Annotated in this window: 17 protein-coding genes and 1 tRNA gene; 11 read left to right on the forward strand and 7 right to left on the reverse strand. The window is 62.3% G+C overall.

Features of this window, described 5'->3' with window-relative positions; all coding sequences use genetic code 11:
- Window positions 1-81 precede the first annotated feature (81 nt).
- The 5 genes from VPH41_RS03870 (at window position 82) to VPH41_RS03890 (ending at window position 5,711) form a co-directional block, all read left to right on the forward strand.
- Window positions 82-681, forward strand: a complete 600-nt coding sequence (locus VPH41_RS03870; RefSeq protein ID WP_287779851.1) for a short chain dehydrogenase — start codon at window positions 82-84, stop codon at window positions 679-681.
- Between the two features lie 111 nt (window positions 682-792).
- Window positions 793-2,517 (forward strand): dipeptidyl-peptidase 3 family protein, encoded by a 1,725-nt coding sequence (locus VPH41_RS03875; protein WP_328569028.1) that lies wholly within the window; start codon window positions 793-795, stop codon window positions 2,515-2,517.
- A 156-nt stretch (window positions 2,518-2,673) separates the two neighbouring features.
- Window positions 2,674-3,366, forward strand: a complete 693-nt coding sequence (locus VPH41_RS03880) for a hypothetical protein (protein WP_328569029.1) — start codon at window positions 2,674-2,676, stop codon at window positions 3,364-3,366.
- 104 nt (window positions 3,367-3,470) lie between these two features.
- Window positions 3,471-4,202 (forward strand): BON domain-containing protein, encoded by a 732-nt coding sequence (locus VPH41_RS03885; RefSeq protein ID WP_152283324.1) that lies wholly within the window; start codon window positions 3,471-3,473, stop codon window positions 4,200-4,202.
- Window positions 4,203-4,418: 216 nt separating this feature from the next.
- Window positions 4,419-5,711: an MFS transporter gene (locus VPH41_RS03890; protein ID WP_328569030.1), complete on the forward strand. Its 1,293-nt coding sequence runs from the start codon at window positions 4,419-4,421 to the stop codon at window positions 5,709-5,711.
- Between the two features lie 141 nt (window positions 5,712-5,852).
- On the opposite strand, the gene VPH41_RS03895 is transcribed toward VPH41_RS03890, so the two are convergent.
- Window positions 5,853-8,012 (reverse strand): dipeptidyl-peptidase 5, encoded by a 2,160-nt coding sequence (locus VPH41_RS03895; protein WP_328569031.1) that lies wholly within the window; start codon window positions 8,010-8,012, stop codon window positions 5,853-5,855.
- A gap of 174 nt (window positions 8,013-8,186) precedes the next feature.
- On the opposite strand from VPH41_RS03895, the gene VPH41_RS03900 reads away from it, so the two are divergent.
- Both VPH41_RS03900 and VPH41_RS03905 read left to right on the forward strand, forming a co-directional pair.
- The gene (locus VPH41_RS03900) at window positions 8,187-9,233 is read left to right on the forward strand and encodes a lysozyme inhibitor LprI family protein (RefSeq protein ID WP_328569032.1); all 1,047 of its coding nucleotides are present in this window, start codon (window positions 8,187-8,189) and stop codon (window positions 9,231-9,233) included.
- A gap of 39 nt (window positions 9,234-9,272) precedes the next feature.
- Window positions 9,273-9,740 (forward strand): hypothetical protein, encoded by a 468-nt coding sequence (locus VPH41_RS03905; protein ID WP_328569033.1) that lies wholly within the window; start codon window positions 9,273-9,275, stop codon window positions 9,738-9,740.
- A 3-nt stretch (window positions 9,741-9,743) separates the two neighbouring features.
- On the opposite strand, the gene VPH41_RS03910 is transcribed toward VPH41_RS03905, so the two are convergent.
- The 6 genes from VPH41_RS03910 to VPH41_RS03935 all read right to left on the reverse strand — a co-directional run bounded on the left by VPH41_RS03910 (window position 9,744) and on the right by VPH41_RS03935 (window position 14,860).
- Entirely contained in the window at window positions 9,744-10,193 is a 450-nt protein-coding gene (locus VPH41_RS03910) for a hypothetical protein (protein ID WP_328569034.1), read from the reverse strand.
- A gap of 145 nt (window positions 10,194-10,338) precedes the next feature.
- Window positions 10,339-11,196: an HNH endonuclease signature motif containing protein gene (locus tag VPH41_RS03915; protein ID WP_328569035.1), complete on the reverse strand. Its 858-nt coding sequence runs from the start codon at window positions 11,194-11,196 to the stop codon at window positions 10,339-10,341.
- Between the two features lie 283 nt (window positions 11,197-11,479).
- Window positions 11,480-11,555 (reverse strand) — tRNA-Lys (locus VPH41_RS03920).
- 68 nt (window positions 11,556-11,623) lie between these two features.
- Window positions 11,624-13,381, reverse strand: a complete 1,758-nt coding sequence (locus VPH41_RS03925; protein ID WP_328569036.1) for a GspE/PulE family protein — start codon at window positions 13,379-13,381, stop codon at window positions 11,624-11,626.
- A gap of 47 nt (window positions 13,382-13,428) precedes the next feature.
- Complete coding sequence (locus VPH41_RS03930) at window positions 13,429-14,217, reverse strand: spermidine synthase (protein WP_328569037.1); 789 nt, start codon at window positions 14,215-14,217, stop codon at window positions 13,429-13,431.
- Between the two features lie 130 nt (window positions 14,218-14,347).
- Window positions 14,348-14,860, reverse strand: a complete 513-nt coding sequence (locus tag VPH41_RS03935) for a glycine zipper 2TM domain-containing protein (protein ID WP_034747447.1) — start codon at window positions 14,858-14,860, stop codon at window positions 14,348-14,350.
- 401 nt (window positions 14,861-15,261) lie between these two features.
- Here VPH41_RS03935 and VPH41_RS03940 point away from each other — a divergent pair, with 401 nt between their 5' ends.
- From VPH41_RS03940 to VPH41_RS03955, 4 genes are all read left to right on the forward strand, one after another.
- Complete coding sequence (locus VPH41_RS03940; protein ID WP_071322292.1) at window positions 15,262-15,660, forward strand: barstar family protein; 399 nt, start codon at window positions 15,262-15,264, stop codon at window positions 15,658-15,660.
- A gap of 156 nt (window positions 15,661-15,816) precedes the next feature.
- Complete coding sequence (gene purN / locus VPH41_RS03945; protein ID WP_152283332.1) at window positions 15,817-16,425, forward strand: phosphoribosylglycinamide formyltransferase; 609 nt, start codon at window positions 15,817-15,819, stop codon at window positions 16,423-16,425.
- A gap of 21 nt (window positions 16,426-16,446) precedes the next feature.
- Window positions 16,447-17,766: an RsmB/NOP family class I SAM-dependent RNA methyltransferase gene (locus tag VPH41_RS03950; protein WP_152283333.1), complete on the forward strand. Its 1,320-nt coding sequence runs from the start codon at window positions 16,447-16,449 to the stop codon at window positions 17,764-17,766.
- 119 nt (window positions 17,767-17,885) lie between these two features.
- Entirely contained in the window at window positions 17,886-19,244 is a 1,359-nt protein-coding gene (locus VPH41_RS03955; RefSeq protein ID WP_328569038.1) for a mechanosensitive ion channel family protein, read from the forward strand.
- Window positions 19,245-19,283 lie beyond the last annotated feature (39 nt).

Genomic DNA, 19,283 nt, shown 5'->3' on the forward strand with positions numbered 1-19,283 from the left:
CTTGTAAATTCTAGCGTATTTATTCCTTTTTGGAAGCGGCGCATACTGGCTCCATCGTTCAACCCCAGACAAGGAAGCAGCATGAAAATCGTCATCATCGGTGCCAGCGGCACCATCGGCACGGCCGTCGCCGCACAACTGGCGCAGCGCCATGAAATCATCGCAGTGGGCAGCCGCAGCGGCACGCACCAGGCCGACATGGGCGACATCGCGCAAGTACGGGCCCTGTTCAAGCGCATCGGCAAGGTCGACGCCGTCGTCGTCACGGCCGGCAAGCTGCATTTCGGCCCCCTGGCGGAATTTACGCCTGAACAATTCCAGCTGGGCCTGGACAGCAAGCTGATGGGCCAGGTCAACGTGGCGCTGGTGGCGCAGGAATACCTGAACGACGGTGGCTCGATCACCCTCACCAGCGGCATCGTGGCCGAACAGCCCATCCGCTTCGGCGCGGCCGCCAGCATGACGAATGCGGCCGTGGAAGGCTTCGTGCGGGGCGCCGCCATCGAACTGGCACGCGGCGTGCGCATCAATGTCGTCAGCCCCACGGTGCTGGAAGAGTCGCTGGAGTCGTATGGCCCGTTCTTCTACGGCTTCGAACCGGCCGCCGCCAGCCGCGTGGCGCTCGCTTACAGCCGCAGCGTGGAAGGGGCGCAGACGGGGCAGGTGTACAGGGTCTGGTAAGCCGCTTGCCATGCCATGGGGCAGGTGGGACAATCGCAGGCTGAACAAGGAAGCGGCCGCGCCGTGATGGTGCGGGGCGCTTGCTTGCTGTGAACCATACACCGAGGCCCCATGAAAAACATCCTGATTCCCCTGCTGATGGCTGCCGCCGTCGGCAGCGCCTGCGCCGCGCCGCAAGCGGCAACGCCAGCCACCGCCGCGCAACTGACGGCCATGAGCGCCCGTTACGCGCCCGTCGAGCTGACTGCCGACACCACCCACCTGTCCGCGGGCGACCGCCAGGCCATCGCCAAGCTGGTCGAAGCGGCCAAGCTGGTCGACGTGCTGCAGCTGCGCCAGCGCTGGTCCGGCAATGAAGCCCTGTGGGCCGCCTTGAAGAAGGACAAATCAACGCTGGGCCAGGCCCGCCTGAATTATTTCTGGATCAACAAGGGCCCATGGTCCGTGCTCGATGCCCACGCCTCGTTCATGCCGGCCAGCTATGCAGGCATCGCCATTCCCGCGCACAAGCCGGAAGCGGGCAATTTCTATCCGCCGGGCGCCACCAAGGCCGGCCTGGAAACGTGGATGAACGGCCTGTCGGCGGACGACAAGCAGCAGGCGCAATGGTTCTTCACGACCATTCGCGCGGGCAAGGATGGCAAGTACCAGACCGTCAAGTATTCGGACGAGTACAAGGTGGAACTGAAGCAATTGGCCACGCTGCTCGACGAGGCGGCGGCCGCCACGGACAATGCGTCCCTGAAGAAATTCCTGACCCTGCGCGCCAAGGCTTTCCTCGACAACGACTACCTGCCGTCCGACTTTGCCTGGATGGACCTCGACTCGCCCGTCGACATCACCATCGGCCCGTACGAAACGTATAACGACGAGCTGTTCGGCTACAAGGCCGCGTTCGAGGCGTATGTGAACATCCGCGACCAGGCGGAAACGCAGAAGCTGAACTTCTTCGCCAAGCACATGCAGGAGCTGGAAGACAACCTGCCGCTCGATGCCCAGTACCGCAACCCGAAAGTGGGCGCGCTGGCGCCCATGGTGGTGGTCAACCAGGTGTATGGCGCCGGCGACGGCAACATGGCCGTGCAGACGGCCGCCTACAACTTGCCCAATGACGAGCGCATCATCAGCGCGCGCGGCTCGAAGCGCGTGATGCTGAAAAACGTGCAGGAAGCCAAGTTCAAGGCTACCCTGACGCCGATCTCGAAACTGGTGCTCACGCCCGAAGCGCAGCAGGATGTGGATTTCAATTCCTTCTTCACGCACATCCTCGCGCATGAAATCATGCACGGCCTGGGCCCGCATGCCACCGTCGTCGACGGCAAGCCATCGACGCCGCGCCAGGACTTGAAGGAAGCGTATTCGACCATCGAAGAAGCCAAGGCGGACATCACGGGCCTGTACGCGCTGCGCTACATGATGGACAAGGGCCAGCTCAACGACACCCTGGGCCAGGGCGACGTGGCCGAGCGCAAGCTGTACAACACCTTCCTTGCCTCCGGTTTCCGCACCCTGCATTTCGGCCTGACGGATTCGCATGCGCGCGGCATGGCCATCCAGATGAATTACATCCTCGACAAGGGCGGTTTTGTCTCGCTGGGCGACGGCAAGTTCGGCGTCGATTTCGGCAAGATCAAGCAAGCCGTGATCGACCTGGACCGTGAATTCCTGACCATCGAAGCGACGGGCGACTACGCGCGCGCGAAAGCGCTGATGACCAAGTACGTGGTTATCCGTCCTGACGTGCAGGTGGCGCTCGACAAGATGAAGGCCGTGCCGAACGATATCCGCCCGGCATTCGTCACGGCGCGCGCGCTGGACCAGGCGGCGAAGAAATAACTGCCTTGCTGGCTATTGTCAGTGTGAAAAGCCGGTGCTTGCACCGGTTTTTTTTCGCCTTTTTTTCTGAAAAGTTGCCAGTTTTTCCTTGCGGAAATATCTTTGCCGCTTACTCTGCAATGGTTGCTTTCCGCTTTCCTCTAGCCCGCCGATCCCATGCCGAATCGCCTCTTGCTGATGAGTTTGCTCATCGCTCTCTCTCCCTTTCCCGCCGCGGCCGCCGCCAGGCTCACGGATCTGGAAAACCGCTGGCTGCAGGCGGGCCAGCCCGTCATCGCGTTTGCGCGCGCGCAAGGTTTGCCCATCGATATCATCGTGCAGCCGCAGGACGCGCCCGGCGCCGTGCCGCTGGCGCTCGGTTACGAAGCCGGGCGCTGCAAGCTGGTGCTGTCGCTGCGCGGCAATGCGCAGGCGGAAGGCGTCTTGCAAGAGGTCTTGCCTGCGCGCCGGGGCGTGATGATGGAAGCGATGATGGCGCACGAGATCGGCCATTGCCAGCGCTATGCGCAGGGCGACTGGCATGCCTTGCCACGGGGCTTTGTCGAGCCGCCCAGCATGCAGCGTGGCAAGCAGGCACAGCTGGCGCAGGAGCTGCGCGAGACGCGCCGCGAAGAGGCGTATGCGGACCTGGTGGCCCTGGCCTGGATGCATGGGCGCCACCCCGGGCAATACCAGGAGGTGCTGGCCTGGATGCGCGGCGTGCGCGCCGGCGGCGACAGCGCGGGCGCTTCGCACGCCACGCAGGCATGGCTGGCGCTGGCCGATGGCGACGGCGCATTTGATGGGTCTGCTTCACCATTTGAACAGGCGCAAGTATTGTGGCGGAAGGGCTTGAGCGGCGACAAATAAACGCTGATTTATGCCTGGATGGCCTGTCAGCGTGTGCTGTCGCACGGAGCTTTGCGGCGGGCAGGGGTCTAATCTGGGCATCAACTAACCAGAGAGGAACCATCATGAACAAAATGATCGCACTCATGCTGGCCGCCAGTGCCAGCGCCTTGCTTGCCGCCACGCCCGCGTATGCGCAGGATGCCTCATACAAGAGTTTGACGGACAAGGCATCGGCCGACTACAAGCAGGCCAAGGCCGCCTGCGACAGCCACAGCGGCAATGCAAAAAAAGTCTGCGTGGAAGAAGCCAGGGTGGCGCGCGCCAAGGCCGATTCGGACGCCGTGGCCCAGTACCGCAACACGCCGCGCGAACTGGGCAAGGCCCGCAAGGATGTCGCCAATGCCGAGTATGACCTGGCCAAGGCCAAGTGCGGCGACCGCACGGGCGCTGATAAAACTACGTGCATGAACGATGCCAAGGCGGCGAAAACGGCCGCGCTGGCCGACGCCAGCACGGGCGCCAGGGCCGGCACCAACGTGGCGCAGAATCCGCCCGCCACGACGAAGGAAAACTGCGACGCCATGGATGCGACGGCCAAGGCTGCCTGCGTGACGCGCAATGCGGCCAGCAGCACCAAGACGGCCATGTCCGACTCCGTCATCACCACCAAGATCAAGGCAGACCTCGTCAAGGACAATGACTTGAAAGCGCTGGACGTGCACGTGGAAACGGTCAACGGCGTCGTCATGCTCAGCGGCTTCGTGCCTTCCCAGGCGCAAGTGAAAAAAGCGGCCGACCTGGCCCGTGGCGTGGAAGGCGTGACGGACGTGAAGAATGGCTTGAAAGTGAAGTAATGGAAGGGGGCGGACCCGCCGGCGGCATGCCTCCCGGTGGGATGCATTGCGATCACGCAGCGACTGCCCCCGTTTCAACCGCCTGACGCCAGGACGGGAGCCGCACGCAGCAGCGCGGCTCCCATTTTTTGATTGTATAAATTACGATCATCATATAACATGGAAAAAAGCCCGCCACCTGGTGGTGCCTTGGTATTCTTTTTTCATGAGGGCAGCATGCTTTCCTATCCTTTTTCGCAATGGCTGGACCGGCGCGGCATCCACTTTGCCTGGGTCATCGTCGCCATCACCTTCCTCACCGCCTTGACCTCGTCTGCAGCGCTGGGCTTGCCCGGGGCGCTGATGCAGCCCTTGAGCCGCGAGTTCGGCTGGGATGCCGAGCAGATTTCTTCGGCCCTGGCCGTGCGCTTCGTGCTGTTTGGCTTGATGGGGCCGTTTGCGGCCATCCTGATGGAGCGCTTCGGCTTGCGCAATATCATCTGCCTGGCCCTGGGCCTGATCGCCGCCGGCATGCTGCTGGCCACGCGCATGACGCAGTTCTGGCACCTGGTGGCCCTGTGGGGCATCTTGCTGGGGCTCGGGTCGGGCATGACGGCGCTGGTCTTGAGTGCCGTGGTGGCGAACCGCTGGTTCGAGACGCACCGGGGCCTGGTGGTGGGCGTGCTGACGGCCAGCTCGGCCACGGGCCAGCTGCTGTTCCTGCCCGTGGGCGCCTGGCTGATCGAGCATTTCGGCTGGCGCACGGCCGTCATGCCCGTGTTTGCCAGCTGCGCCATCGTCGCCTTGCTGGCCTTCCTGTGCATGCGCAACCGGCCGCAGGACGTGGCCTTGCGTCCGTATGGCGCCGACCCGGCCACGCCCCTGGAGGCGGCGCCGGCGGCAAAGATGACGTTTGCCACGCCGTTCGTGATTCTGCGCAGCGTGGCGGCGAACCGCACCTTCTGGATATTGTTCGGCACGTTTTTCATCTGTGGCCTCAGCACCAACGGCTTGATCCAGACGCATTTCATTTCGCTGTGCGGCGACTCGGGGCTGTCCGCCGTGCCGGCCGCGTCCGTGCTGGCCATGATGGGGGCGTTCGACCTGTTCGGCACGATCCTGTCGGGCTGGCTGTCGGACCGCTATGACAACCGCAAACTGCTGTTCTGGTATTACGGCTTGCGGGGCTTGTCCCTGTTCTGGCTGCCGTATTCGGAATTCACCCTGTACGGCCTGTCGCTGTTCGCCATGTTCTACGGCCTCGACTGGATCGCCACCGTACCGCCCACCGTGAAACTGGTGGGGGCCACGTTTGGGCGGGAGCGGGCGGGCATGGTGTTTGGCTGGATCTTCGCGGGCCACCAGCTGGGCGCCGCCGTGGCCGCGTATGGCGCGGGCCGCATCCGCACCCTGATGCTGACCTACAACCCGGCCCTGTTCGCAGCCGGCGCCGCCTGCCTCGTGGCCGCGCTGATGGTGCTGGCGATCCAGCGCCAGAAGGCGGCCGCACCCGCTGCCCAGCCTGCATGAAAAAAGCCAGGTCCGTGTGAGCGGAGCCTGGCTTTTTCAAGAACGCCTCAGAACACGTTCAGGGCAAGGCGCATTGCCGAAGGCAGTACGAATAGTACGACTAGGCAATGCAACGCCGCCACGGACTGTTCTGTGGTGTTCTTATTTCAAGTATTTGGCCAGCCAGCCTTCCACTTCGCTATAGAAGAAGCGGCTGTTCTCGCCCTTCAAAATCCAATGGTTTTCGTCCGGGAACACCAGCAATTTTGCCGGGACGTTCAGGCGCTGTTGCACAGCAAAGTTCATCAAGGCATTGTTGGCCGGCACGCGGTAGTCGAGTTCGCCCACGGTGATCAGGATCGGCGTGGTAAAGCCCGTGCCTTTTTCGTGGTTGCCCGCTTGCATGACGGGGCTTTGGTCGCGCCACACGGGCAGGTTCGACCAGACGGGGCCGCCTGCATTCGTTTCACGGCCGAAGCCGCCATCGCTGGTGCCCCACTGCATGATCAAGTCCATTTCGCCCGCGTGCGAGACGATGGCCTTGTAGCGCGTGGTGGTCGCCTGCAGCCAGTTGGCCAGGTGGCCGCCATAGCTGGCGCCGCCGGCGGCCAGTTTCGTGCTGTCGATAAAGGGATACTTCTTGATGGCTTCATCGACACCCTGGTTGACTTCGTCGCCGGGGCCCTTCAATGGGTCGAACTGAATCGAGCGCGCAAATTCCTCGCCATAGCCGGTGGAGCCCTTGTAGTCTGTCAGCAGTACGACATAGCCGGGCTTGGCCAGCAAGTGATAGTTCCAGCGCAGCACGAATTGGTCGCGCCACATGCTGGCCGCGCCGCCGTGGATGACGGTAAACAGCGGGTATTTCTTGTTCGGGTCAAAGTTGGCCGGCTTGACGAGCATATTGTGGATCTGGCGGCCGTCGGCCGTGGTGAACCAGAAGTGTTCGGGCGCTTGCCAGTCGATCTTGCTTGCCTTGTCCGTATTGAAGGCCGTCAGGCGTTTCGGCTGCTTGCCGTTGAACGCATAGATTTCCGGCGGGTTGATGGCGGATTCCCACACGCCCACCAAGGCCTTGCCGCCGCTGCTCAGCGAATTGATGGTACCCGTCGGCAAGGATGGTTCCTCGCGCACGTCGCCGCCGCTGGCATCGATCGAGTACAGCTTTTCCAGGCCCGCATGTTCATAGCTGAAGATGACGCGCTTGCCGCCTTCGGGCAGCACGAAGCGCGAAATTGAACGGTCCAGCTTGGCCGTCAGGATCGTTGGCGCAGGGTTGCTCATCGGCCAGGCAAAGCTGGCCAGGCGCTTCACGTCATATACTTTGCCCGGCGTTTGCGCGTCGCTCAGGGCAAACAGGGTCTTGCCATCGGCGGCAAATTTCAAGGAACCGTAGCTATGCTTGTCCTGCGTCAGGCGCTGCGCTTCGCCGCCGGCCACTGGCAGCAAGTACAGCTGCGAAACCACGGCTTCGCGCTGCGCCGCATCGCGGTTGGTGGCCGCGTTGAAGACGACGGCCTTGCCGTCCGGCGTCCAGACGGCGTCCAGCGATTGTCCCTCGTCGCCCTGGCCGCCGCCAAAGCCCGGCAGGGTGACCAGTTGCGTGCCCGACAGGATGTCGCGCGGCGTGTTTTCACCTTTCGTATCAGGCTGCACATCGACGATGAACAACCGCACCTGCTTGTCGGTCAGCCACTTGTCGAAATAGCGGGGCGCCGTCGTTTCATACGAACGGGCGCTGTACTTGCGGTCCTTGCGCTCTTTCGCGCTTTGCTTGACGTCGGCTTCCGTCTTGTTGCCTGGATAGATGTCGCTGATGAACAGCAACTGCTTGCCGTCCGGGCTCCATTTCGGCATGCGCGCGCCCAGGGTCAATGACGTCAGGCGCTGCGCTTCGCCGCCGCTGGCCACGTCGAGGCGGTAGATCTGGCCCGCGTCATCGCCGTCGCGCTTGGCGACGAACACCAGCTGGCGGCTGTCCGGCGACCAGGCCACGGCGCCTTCGCCGCCCTTGGAAAACGTCAGGCGGCGCGGGGCGCTGTCGTCAAGCAAGGACTTGATCCACAGGTCAGACCATTGGTCTTGGCTAGAGTAGGCGCTGTCGACAACGGAAAACACGGCCCACTTGCCGTCCGGGCTGGCGACGGGCGCGCCCACCCGTTTCATCAGCCACACGTCTTCATGCGTAATGGCGTGTTTGGCATTGGCTTGCGTGGCGGCAACTGGCGATGCCGGCGTGGTAGCGGCGGCATGGGCCAGCGAGGCGCAGGCTGCTGCGATCAGCAGGGAGCCGAGGGAACGGCGAAGACGGGGTAGGGTCATGGGCGTGGTCCGGGAAGTGAAAAAAGTACAGCGGGCAACATTATTGCCCATCGTTTCCTCCGCTGCCAAGGCCGTGTACCGTAACTTACCAGGCGGGACAGCCACGTATCGGGCGGGCGCGCCATGGCCGATCAGTTAAACTTGTTCTTTTACTGACGCTGGCGCTGGCCGACCATGAAATTTAGTCTACCCTTATTGAAAACGTTCCTGCTGGGCGCGAGCTGCCTGCTGGCCGCCCCGGTCTTTGCCGCTGCCGCCGCCCCGTACCCGAATACCAGCGCCATGGGCGTGGGCCACGCGGAAAGCACGGCCTGGTATGCGGGCTGCCTGAAGGTCAAGGATGCGGCGCCACCGCCGGCCGACCTGCCGGCGCCATCCGCCGTGGCGGCCTTGCAGCAGTGCCAGGCGACGGACCTGTATTACGATACCAAGAGTATGTCCTCGGCCAAGCCGGCCGACTGGCGTCCCGTGCGCCATTGCGCCATGGCCACGCACAACAGCGCCGTGCTGATGATGTTGTACCAGAATGGACAGGGCGTGCAGAAAGAGCCGCAGCTGGCGCTCAAGTATGCGTGCAGCATCGATGCGGCGCCGGCCGAGATGCAGGGCCGCATCGAGCACTTGCAGCAGATCAATGCCAGCGGGCGGGGCATGATCGACTTGTGCGACGACATCACCAGCGGCTACATGATGGGTGTGTGCAGCGCCATCGATGCGCGCCAGAAACAGCGCGTGCGCACGCAGGCGACAGGCAAGGCCAGCGACGCCATGCCGGCCGCGGCGCAGGCATCGCTGCAAAAGCTGCAGGCGGCCGTCAGCAAGTTTGCCGACGCGCGCGCGGCCAATGAAACGGATTTGAGCGGCACGGCGCGCGCCGCCCTGAGCATTGCCGCCCGCACGGCCGAACTCGATCTGCTGGCGCGGGACGTGCGCGAATACGAAGGAGGCAAGTTGCCGCCGGCCCTGTCGAAGGCGCAGCTGGCGGCGCTCGACAAGGAGCTCAACGCCATCTACGGCAAGCTGATGAAAAAACCGGCGGAACCCTATGCGGGCGCCGTGGGCAAGGATGGCATCCGCGCCACTCAGCGCCTGTGGCTGGCATACCGCGATGCCTGGATCAGCTTTGGCGCCGTGCGCTATCCGTCCGTCACCAGCGACACCTGGGCCGGCCTGCTGACGGCGCGGCGCAATGCACAACTGCAAGATTTGCTGGGGAATTAAGGCATGCGCGAAGCCTATTATCACGAAGATGATTTTTGCATGATTGAACTGCTGCCATTGGATAACTTGCAGCACTGCCTGAGCCAGATGGGCGAGCAGCAGGCGTTTGCCGATGCGCACCGCAGCGGCGCCGGCTGGACGGACATGTACGTGATCGAGGCACCGCCGTCGCCGCTGTCCGCCCTGGGCATGACGGCCGGGCAGCTGCGGCTGGCGCTGGCCGATGTCTTGCCGCCCTACGACGCCGTCTACACGGGCTACGGCAGTTACCGCGTGGCATGCAAGAATGTGCTGGCCTTCGGCGGCGACGGCACGGAAACCCTGTTTGCCGGCCTGGACGACAAGGGCATCGTGTGCGAGCTGTGGTGCAGCGACGGCATGCCCGGGCTGATGCTGCTGCCCCTGAAGGAACAGTTGCTGCTGGCGGACTGGGGCGCGGGGTTTGCCTGCCCGCTGGCCGATGGGGAACTGTTTGCCCGGTATCTGCAGGAATACGAACTGGGCTAGCGCTTATTCGCAGGCGATGGCGTTCGGTTGCGCCACTTTGACGACCGACGCCAGGCGCGCCATGTCGTTGCCGTCGCCTTGCTCCACATACGGTTGATACGTATCAATGATGATGCGCGCGCGGGCTTGCCAGCCGCAATTGTCGGCCTGGCGCGCAGGCACGCGCAGCAAGCGCCGCGCCTCGGCATCGTTGCTGAAGCAAAACCATGCATCGTGCGTGGGGGCAGGGCGGGGCAGGCGCCCCCACTGCGCCTTGTCGGGCGCGAAACAGACGCGCTTGCCGATGATCTCCAGGCTCATCTCGTCCGTGCGCGCGCTGTACTGGCCGTCGAGCACGATGGGCGATTGCGCCTGCGCTTGTCCCGGTAGCTGGCATAGCAGCGTGCCGACGGCGTAGGCCAGAGCCAGCCAGGCTTGTCTGTTTTTAGCGTGGGGTTGCTGTAAATGGTTCACGGTAGGTGGGCGATAGAAAGTATGAATCAGGCGGGTAAGGTGGCCGCGGCAGGTTTGGCGGCACCCCGCCGCAGGGTAGCGATACTTCAGTATAGCGTTTTTGATATTCTGTAGTTGTACATGCGCGTGTCCGATCCGTGACCCGTCAATGGTCTTCCAGAAGCGCGCCATGCTTGCGCCAATGCGCGTCAATGCGCATCGAGGCTTCCGGTGTAAATATATCCGTGCAGTTAATGATGGACACCACATCGAACTGATCGAGGAAGTAGCGGGCATTGTCGGTAGCTTGCTTGTCCGGATTAAATAATTTTTGATCCTCCGGCCCCCCTTTTATGATAAAGCCCAGATCAGTGCGCATGCTGATCTCATCATCGAGTCCATGGCAGATATTTTTCGTGGTGGTGATTTCGATATAGCAACGTTCCAGAGATTGCACGAAGGCGACGGAAGTCAGGTCCTTGCGCATGAAATTTTTATATTTTTTCATGAGCTGCGGAAGAAGCTCAATGGAGGTGATTCCATTCTTGCCCGTTTGTACGGCGCGTAGGGCCGCGTCCTTGTTCGTTTGCTCTACGGTCGCTTCCCATTTGTTTTTGCTGGCTTTGAGTTGGTCTTTTGTAATACCCAGGGTTAGTCCCGAACTGTGATGCGCGAGGTCATGGTCGTTCGGACATAGCACGATCAGATTCGCATAGCTATTGTCCTGGCTGATTTCGTATTCCTCGATGTGATGCACCACGTAGGCTACGCCCTTGTTGCCTTTGCACATACTGCAGACATAGTTGCTGTTGTCGAGAAGGCGGAACAGGGTGTCAGCAGGAATTTCTGTCCGCATCAGGGCTTGCTTGAGAAATTTCGCTTCAGCCTGACTGAAACCATAGGTATCGATCAGACTTTTCTGGCTGATGGCTCTGGTACTTGTGACGGTCAGGCCCGCAGTGACGGCTCTTTGCGCCAAATCTGACGCCACTCCATATTGCAGGAATTTTGCTACCTTACTCATTGCATCTCCGGTTGTCATGTCTCGGCAAAAAAATATGCGTGCGGCGCAGGATTGCCTGGGAGGTGTTCCCTCATGGTTTGCTTGCGGTAGTCTTAACTTACAAGATATGTGTGTTGATGGCAATTGCTGGTGTGTGCCGGGCGAGTGGTGCGCATGGTGTGATCGCACATGCGCGGAGGCGAGGCAGGCAAGCCGGATTGGAGCGGGGGATTTGTTGACTGCAGGTAGGCCTGATGCAAAAAAGCCAGGCTCAAGGCCTGGCTTTTCTGGTACTGCGCATTCGTGGTAGGCCGTGCGGGATTCGAACCTGCGACCAACGGATTAAAAGTCCGCTGCTCTACCAGCTGAGCTAACGACCCGAAAGAGGCCGCATTATATATCAGTTGAAAAAGAATGCAAAGCATTCATGCGAGAAAGTGCAAGCCCGCTAATGCAGGGCTGCCGTGAGCTTCAGCACTTCGTCGATGCTGGTCGTGCCGTCGACGATCTTGCGCGCGCCGGCGATGCGCAGCGGCGTCATGCCGTCGAGGATGCTCTGGCGGCGCAGCGCGTGCAGGTCGGCGCCTGCCTTGACCAGCTGGCCGAACGTTTCCGTCACGCTCAGCAGTTCATAGATGCCGGCGCGCCCCAGGTAGCCGCTGTGCCGGCACTGGGGGCAGCCGACGGCGCGGTACGTGGCTTCCGGCCGTTCCAGCTGGCCGCCCGTCAGGCGCTGCCAGGACGCGGCGCCCGGGGCAGCGTCCGGCTGCTTGCAGCCCGGACACAGGCAGCGCAGCAGGCGCTGCGCCAGCACGCCGACCAGGCACGCTTCCAGCAGATAGGCGGGCAAACCCAGTTCCAGCAGGCGCGTGACGGCCGAGGGCGCATCGTTGGTGTGCAGGGTCGACAGTACCAGGTGGCCCGTCAGCGCCGCCTGGATGGCCATCTCGGCCGTGGCCAGGTCGCGGATTTCGCCCACCATGATGATGTCGGGATCTTGCCGCATCAGCGCCCGCACGCCGTCGGCAAACGACAGTTCGATGCCGGCCTGGGTCTGCACCTGCATCTGGTTGAAGGCCGGCTCGACCATTTCGATGGGGTCTTCCACCGTGCACACATTGACTTCGCTGCCAGCCAGCGCCTTCAAGGTGCTGTACAGGGTACTGGTCTTGCCCGAGCCCGTGGGGCCCGTCACCAGCACGATGCCGTGCGTGCGCGCCGTCAATTGCCGCCAGCGTTCGGCGTCCGCGGGCGGAAAGCCCAGCTCGGACAGGCTCCTGACGGCGATTTCCGGGTCGAAGATGCGCATGACGAGCTTTTCGCCGAAAGCCGTGGGCAAGGTCGACAGGCGCAGCTCGATTTCCTGCCCCTGCGCGTTGCGCGTCTTGATGCGGCCATCCTGGGGGCGGCGCTTTTCCACCACGTCCATGCGCCCGAGCAATTTGATGCGCGCCGTCATGGCCAGCAAGACCACGGGCGGCAGCTGGTAGGCCTGGTGCAGGCGGCCGTCGATGCGCAGGCGCACGAGGCCCGCGTCGCGCTTCGGTTCCAGGTGGATGTCGGACGCGCGCTGGGCAAACGCGTATTGCCATAGCCAGTCGACGATGCGCACCACGTGCTGGTCGTTGGCGTCGAGGCTGGCCTTGTTGCGCCCCAGCTCCACCAGCTGTTCGAAATTGTGGCGCAGCGCCAGGTCTTGCGTGGAGGCCTGGCGGGCCACCTTGACGGAACTGGCCAGGCTGAAAAATTGCGCGATGGCATCGGCGATGTGCAGCGGATTGGCGATGACAAGGCTCAGCTTGCGCGGCGCCAGATTCCCCAGCTGCGCCTGCCAAGCGAGCGCGTAGGGCTGGGCTGTGGCGATGACGATGCGGTCATGCGTGTTTTCCACGGGCAGGATATTGAAGCGGGCCGCATAGCCGGCCGTCATGACGTCGGCCACCTGGCTGAAATCGATGTGCAAGGGATCGATGCGCAGATACGGCAGGCTGGCACGTTGCGCCAGCCACGCGCACAGGGTGTCGAGCGTCAGCGCGCCGTGGGCGATGCTGCATAGCGGATGCAGGGCAGGCGCCGGCAGCAGGGTGGCCTGCGCGCCGATGGCGGCCGCCTGCGCCGCATCGAGCAAGCCGTCTTCCTGCAGCCAGGCCAGCAGTTGCGGCAGTTCCAGCGGCGTGTCGGGAGAAGAGGGCGGGGAAGCGGGCATGGCCGGTGCCTTTCAGGGCTGCCGGCCTTGCATGGACGTGCCGGCGGTTACAGGGTGCTGGCGATGCCCTTGACCCAGGTCTTGGCGGGCAGCTTGGTCTCGGCGACGATCTGTTTGGCCCGTTCCAGCAGGACGGCTTGCGCTTCGGCATCGAGTGCCACTTTCGTCTTGAAAGCGATCGCCACCACGTTCCCATCATGGACTTCCGGCAGGCAGATCACCTGTTCAAACGCAAACTTCATCGCCTTGATGTTCTTTGCGTAGCTGGGATGGTCGCCAAACAGGTTGACCGTCATGATGCCGTGCGGCGCCAGGCAGGCGCAGCAGGCGGCATAGAACTCGGCGCTGTCGAGCACGGGACCGCGCGCCGTGGCGTCGTACAGGTCCACCTGCAGGGCGTCCAGAGTGCCGTGCTTGGCCTCGTCGTTGACGTAGTCGAGCGCATCCATCTCGCGCACGTGCAGGCGCTCGTCGTTGGGCGGCAGCTTGAACATCGATGCGCAGATGGTGATGACGGACGGGTTCAGTTCGATGGCCTCGACCTGTGCCTGCGGGAACTGGCGGTAGCAGAACTTGGTGAGCGCGGCCGTGCCCAGGCCCAGCTGGGCGAGGCGCTGCGGTTGCTCGATCCACAGCATCCACGCCATCATCTGCTGCGCGTATTCGAGTTCCGGCCAGTCCGGCTTGCGGATGCGCATGGCGCCCTGCACCCATTCCGTGCCGAAATGCAGATAGCGCACGCCATCCATTTCCGATAGGGTGACGGGGGCATAGCGGGGCTTGCGCGCAGGGCGCGAGGATTCGACTTGTTCGATGGATTTTCGTTTGATAAGCATAAGGCGGCCTGAAAGTGTGCCGCATTATAGCCCGCGCCGGGGCGCCATAAAAAATGCCGGCCCCATGGGAACGACTGGGACCGGCATTTTAAATTACTGTGCAACGACGCGCAGCAGCTGATGTCAGGCCTTACTGTTGAGCAGGCTCGATCGAGACGCGCAGGCGGATGCGCTCGCCCGGATCGTAGGACATGATGCTCGTGTAGTTGCGGCCGCGGTAGTCGTACGTGACCTGGTAGCCATTGTTGCGCGATTCCCAATGGTCGACCTGGCGGCATTGCTTGACGGCTTGTTCCTGCACGCCGCCCTGGTAATTGTTCTGGTTGTCGACGCGGTCGCCGACGACGGCGCCGGCAATCGCGCCAGCCGCGGCTGCGGCCGTGCGGCCATTGCCGCCGCCCACCTGGCTACCGAGCAGGGCGCCGGCGATGCCGCCCACGATGGAGCCGCCCGCGCTGCGCTGTTGCGGCGGCGCCTGCACTTGCACGTATTCCGTACGGCATTCCTGGCGTGGACGATTGATCTGTTCCACTTGCGGCACGACGCGCACGACCTTGCCGAAATCTTCAAAGTCGGCGGCCTGGGCGAGTGGCAATGCACCGATACAAAGGGCTGACATCATCAATTTGGCTTGCAAGTTCATTTCTAACCTCATTATGTAGAGAATCTTTCAGGGTATTTTTTACAACTTGGGACTATAGTAATCCCGCCAGCCTGCGGCAAGTGTTTCGCGTGGCAACAAAATGTAACAGCCCAAGCCCCTTGCCCCACAGTCTGTAACATGCACTTTCAATCGATACAAGATGTTGAAATGACTTGAAACCGGCGGTTTGTAACAAATCTTGCGTTTGACATCATATTCGGGTTGATTCATACAGGACAACACGTTACCCTAATACGCGTATGGCTTATATAAAATCGCACTGAATCGCATAAAAGTTGATACAGATCGAATCACCGCGTGCGCATTGACCCGCGTGCGGGGATGCAATAAGACGAGCAGCTAGAACAGATCCATACATAACAGGTCGATTTGAGGGAAAAATGAGTTTGTTACTAACCGTGCCGCCCAACCTTGTCCAGTCCATCCGTGCCTTTCGCGTGACCGAATTACAAGACGAGGCGATCCGTCTCGGGCAGCACTTTTTATATGCGCATTGCAACGCTGGACAGACCAAACAACAAGTCATCGGCATTATTGCAGAAGCATTCCTGTTTCCGAAGAATCTGGCGAAGAATTTCGATGCCCTGCGCCTGTGCCTGACGGACACCATGTACAAGGCGGGTCCGCAAACGGGTTTCCTGGTGGTGCTCGAGCAATTGCCAAATACGCAAAAATTCGACAAGGAAGCGCGCGAAATCCTGCTCGACGTATTCCGCGACGCGGCCGACTACTGGGCCGAGAAGAAAGTCCCGTTCCGCGTCTTCTATTCGTTCGAGTAAATACTTACTCTTGCCGCGGCGCCGTCAAACCGGCATGCCGCGCAGGAAAAAACCGGCATCGCCGGGCGGCTGCGGCGCGCCGGCGCTCATGTTGCGCCGCAACAATAATACCGGCCTTTCTAGATTCGCATCGCCATAGCGGGTACAATGCGCGCTATGAAAAATATCGTTATCCTCATTTCCGGACGCGGCAGCAACATGGAAGCGGTCGTCCGCGCGGCGCAAGCCGAGCAATGGCCAGCCCGTATTGCCGCCGTCATCAGTAACCGGGCCGACGCCCAGGGATTGATTTTTGCCGCGGAACATGGGATAGCGACGGCAGTCGTTGCCAACAAGGATTATGCCAGCCGCGAACAGTTCGATGCGGCGCTGCAAGCCGTGATCGACGGCTTCGCCCCCGACCTGGTCGTGCTGGCCGGTTTCATGCGCATCCTGACGCCGCCCTTCGTCGACCATTACGCGGGGCGCATGCTCAATATCCACCCGTCGCTGCTGCCGCTGTTCCCGGGCATGGCGACACACCGCCAGGCGCTCGAGGCGGGCGTGACGGAACACGGCGCGACCGTGCATTTCGTGACTGCCGAGCTTGACCATGGCCCGGCCGTGGCGAGCGCGACAGTCCCCGTCTTGCCGGGCGACACAGAAGACAGCTTATCGGCGCGCGTGCTGGTACAGGAACATCTGCTTTACCCGCGCGCCATCCGCCTGTTCATTGACGATAAACTGTCAGTCGAGCATGGCCAGGTCCGCGTGGACCCTCAATAAAATATTACAGGAAGAATAACAATGAGATTGCCACCAGCGATACTTGCCAATGCTGAAGAAGTATTGCGCGAAATTTTACGTTTCACGGCCCCGGCCGACACCACCCTGTCGCGCTATTTCCGCGACCATCCGCGCCTAGGTTCGCGCGAACGCGGCGCCATCGCCGAAGGCATTTATGCCGTCCTGCGCAACAAATCGTTCTTCACGGACTTCGCCGAAGCGGGCAGTGGCCCCACCATGCGCCGCCTGACCATCCTCGGCCTGGCCGAAGCGGTGGGCGCCGACTCCCTGGGCGGCCTGACGGAAGAAGAAGTGGAATGGCTGGAACGCATCACGCAGATCGACCGCAGCCTGATGCCGGCGAACATGCGCGCCAACATGCCGACCTGGCTGTTCGACAAGCTGATCGCACAGTTCGGCGAAGCGGAAACCATGAAGCTGGCCGATGCGCTGAACGCGCCGGCGCCGCTGGACTTGCGCGTCAACTCGCTCAAGGCCACGCGCGACGACGTGATGCTGGCCCTGGCCGAAGCGCCTATCCTCAGCACGCCGACGCCGTATGCCCCGCTGGGCTTGCGCGTGATCAAGAAGCCATCGTTGCAAAACCTGCCCCTGTTCCAGAGCGGCGCCATCGAAGTGCAGGATGAAGGCAGCCAGATCCTGTCGCAGATCGTCGGCGCCAAGCGCGGCGAGATGGTGGTCGATTTCTGTGCCGGTGCGGGCGGCAAGACCCTGGCGCTGGGCGCGCTGATGCGCAACACGGGCCGTCTGTACGCGTTCGACGTGTCGGAAAAACGCCTGGCCAAGCTAAAGCCGCGCATGGCCCGCAGCGGCCTGTCGAACGTGCATCCGGTGCAGATCGCGCATGAGCGCGATGCCAAGATCAAGCGCCTGGCCGGCAAGATCGACCGCGTGCTCGTCGATGCACCGTGCAGCGGCCTGGGCACCTTGCGCCGCAATCCGGACGTGAAATGGCGCCAGCAGCCGAACTCCATCGTGGAACTGCAAGCCAAGCAGGCCGCCATCCTGGCCGGCGCCGCGCGCCTGGTCAAGGGCGGCGGCCGCCTGGTGTACGCCACCTGCAGTTTCCTGAACGAAGAAAACGATCAAATTGCCGAGCAATTCCTGGCCGCCAATCCCGACTTCACCCTGGTGCCGATGCACAAGGTGCTGGCCGAGCAGAAGATCGAGCTGGAAATGGGCGACTATCTGAAATTGTTGCCGCACCTGCACCAGACCGACGGCTTCTTCGCCGCCGTGTTCGAGCGCAAGGTCATGCCGAAAAAAGTCTACGCCGATGAAAAGCCGGCCGACGACGTTGACGCCGACCAAGCCGAGTAAGCCGTCACCGGCCGCCGCTGCACCTTGCAGTGGCGGCTTTCAATGCCGCCAGCCCGCCTGGCGGCATGGGCCTAGCCCCTCCGTATCACCTCCGTCCCACCTTTCGGACCGCATCCGCCATGAATGAAACCCCGCTGCTCAACCTGATCACTGATTTTGTCAATGATTTCCGTCAACCGGCCATCCTGTGGCAAGCGCTGGTCATCGTCGCCTGCCTGGCCTTGAGCTGGCTGCTGGTGCGGCAGTTGCGCGTGTTCCTGCACAAGCGGGCGGAAGCGGCCACGGTCCCGGCCACGCCGGAAACCTTGCAGCGCACGGATAGCTTTATTCGCATCCTGACGCCCGTGCTGGCGGCCATGCTGCTGGGCATTGCGCAACATTTCCTGGCCAAGTTCCAGTCCGTGAACCTGCTCAGTATTGCCATTCCCCTGTGCACGTCGATGGCGCTGGTGCGCTTCGGGTTCTATGTGCTGCGCCGCATTTTTGCCCGTCACGGCGACATCAGCCCCACCATGTTGTTGCTGGAAAAGATCTTTACCGTTGTGGTGTGGGCCGGCATGGCCCTGTATATCACGGGCCTGTGGCCGGAACTGCATGAATTCCTGGAAAGCATCGTCGTGCCGCTGGGACGCAACAAGGTGTCCGTGGCTGCCATCTTGCAAGCCGCGATTTCGGTGGCCGTGCTGCTGGTGCTGGCCATGTGGGCGGGCACCTCGCTCGACGAGCGCCTGATGAAAATGCAGGGTCTGCACACCTCCCTGCGCGTGGTGCTGTCGCGCATGGGCCGCGCCGTGCTGATCCTCGTTTCTGTGCTGGTCAGCCTGTCGCTGGTGGGCATCGACCTGACGGTGCTGTCCGTGTTTGGCGGCGCCTTCGGCGTGGCGCTGGGCTTTGGCTTGCAAAAGATCGCCGCGAACTTCGTGTCCGGTTTCATCATCCTGCTGGACCGCAGCCTGACCATCGGCGACATGATTACGGTGGGTCAATTCACGGGCAAGGTCACGCAAATCAATACGCGCTATACTGTGTTATTGGGTGGCGATGGCGTGGAATCCATCGTGCCCAATGAAATGCTGATTTCCGGCGGCGTGCAGAACATGTCGCTGAGCAACCGCATGGTCTGGCTGTCGACGGCCGTGTCGGTTGGCTATGAAACGGATCTCGATGTCATCTTCCCCTTGCTGGAAGCGGCGACGGCCAAGGTGCCGCGTGTGTCGCAAAGCAATCCGCCATCGGCCACCCTCGTGCGTTTCGGCGCCGACGGCCTCGATGTGCAGATCGGCTTCTGGATCGCGGACCCGGAAAACGGCACCGGCGGCGTGAAGTCGAATGTGAACCGCGCCATCTGGCGCACCTTGCAGGAACATAAGGTCACTGTACCGTTTCCGCAACGCGAATTGCGTATTGTTGGTACGCCTCCTGCCCCGCTCGCTGGCGCGGCAGACGGTGAGTCCGCGCCCTCCGGCACCCAGCCTTAACCTCGCTGCCTGCCTCCGTTTTTGCCTGACCGCACCCAT

Source organism: Janthinobacterium sp. P210006, from assembly GCF_036231885.1.
In the GTDB taxonomy this organism is placed as follows: Bacteria; Pseudomonadota; Gammaproteobacteria; order Burkholderiales; family Burkholderiaceae_D; genus Janthinobacterium; species Janthinobacterium violaceinigrum.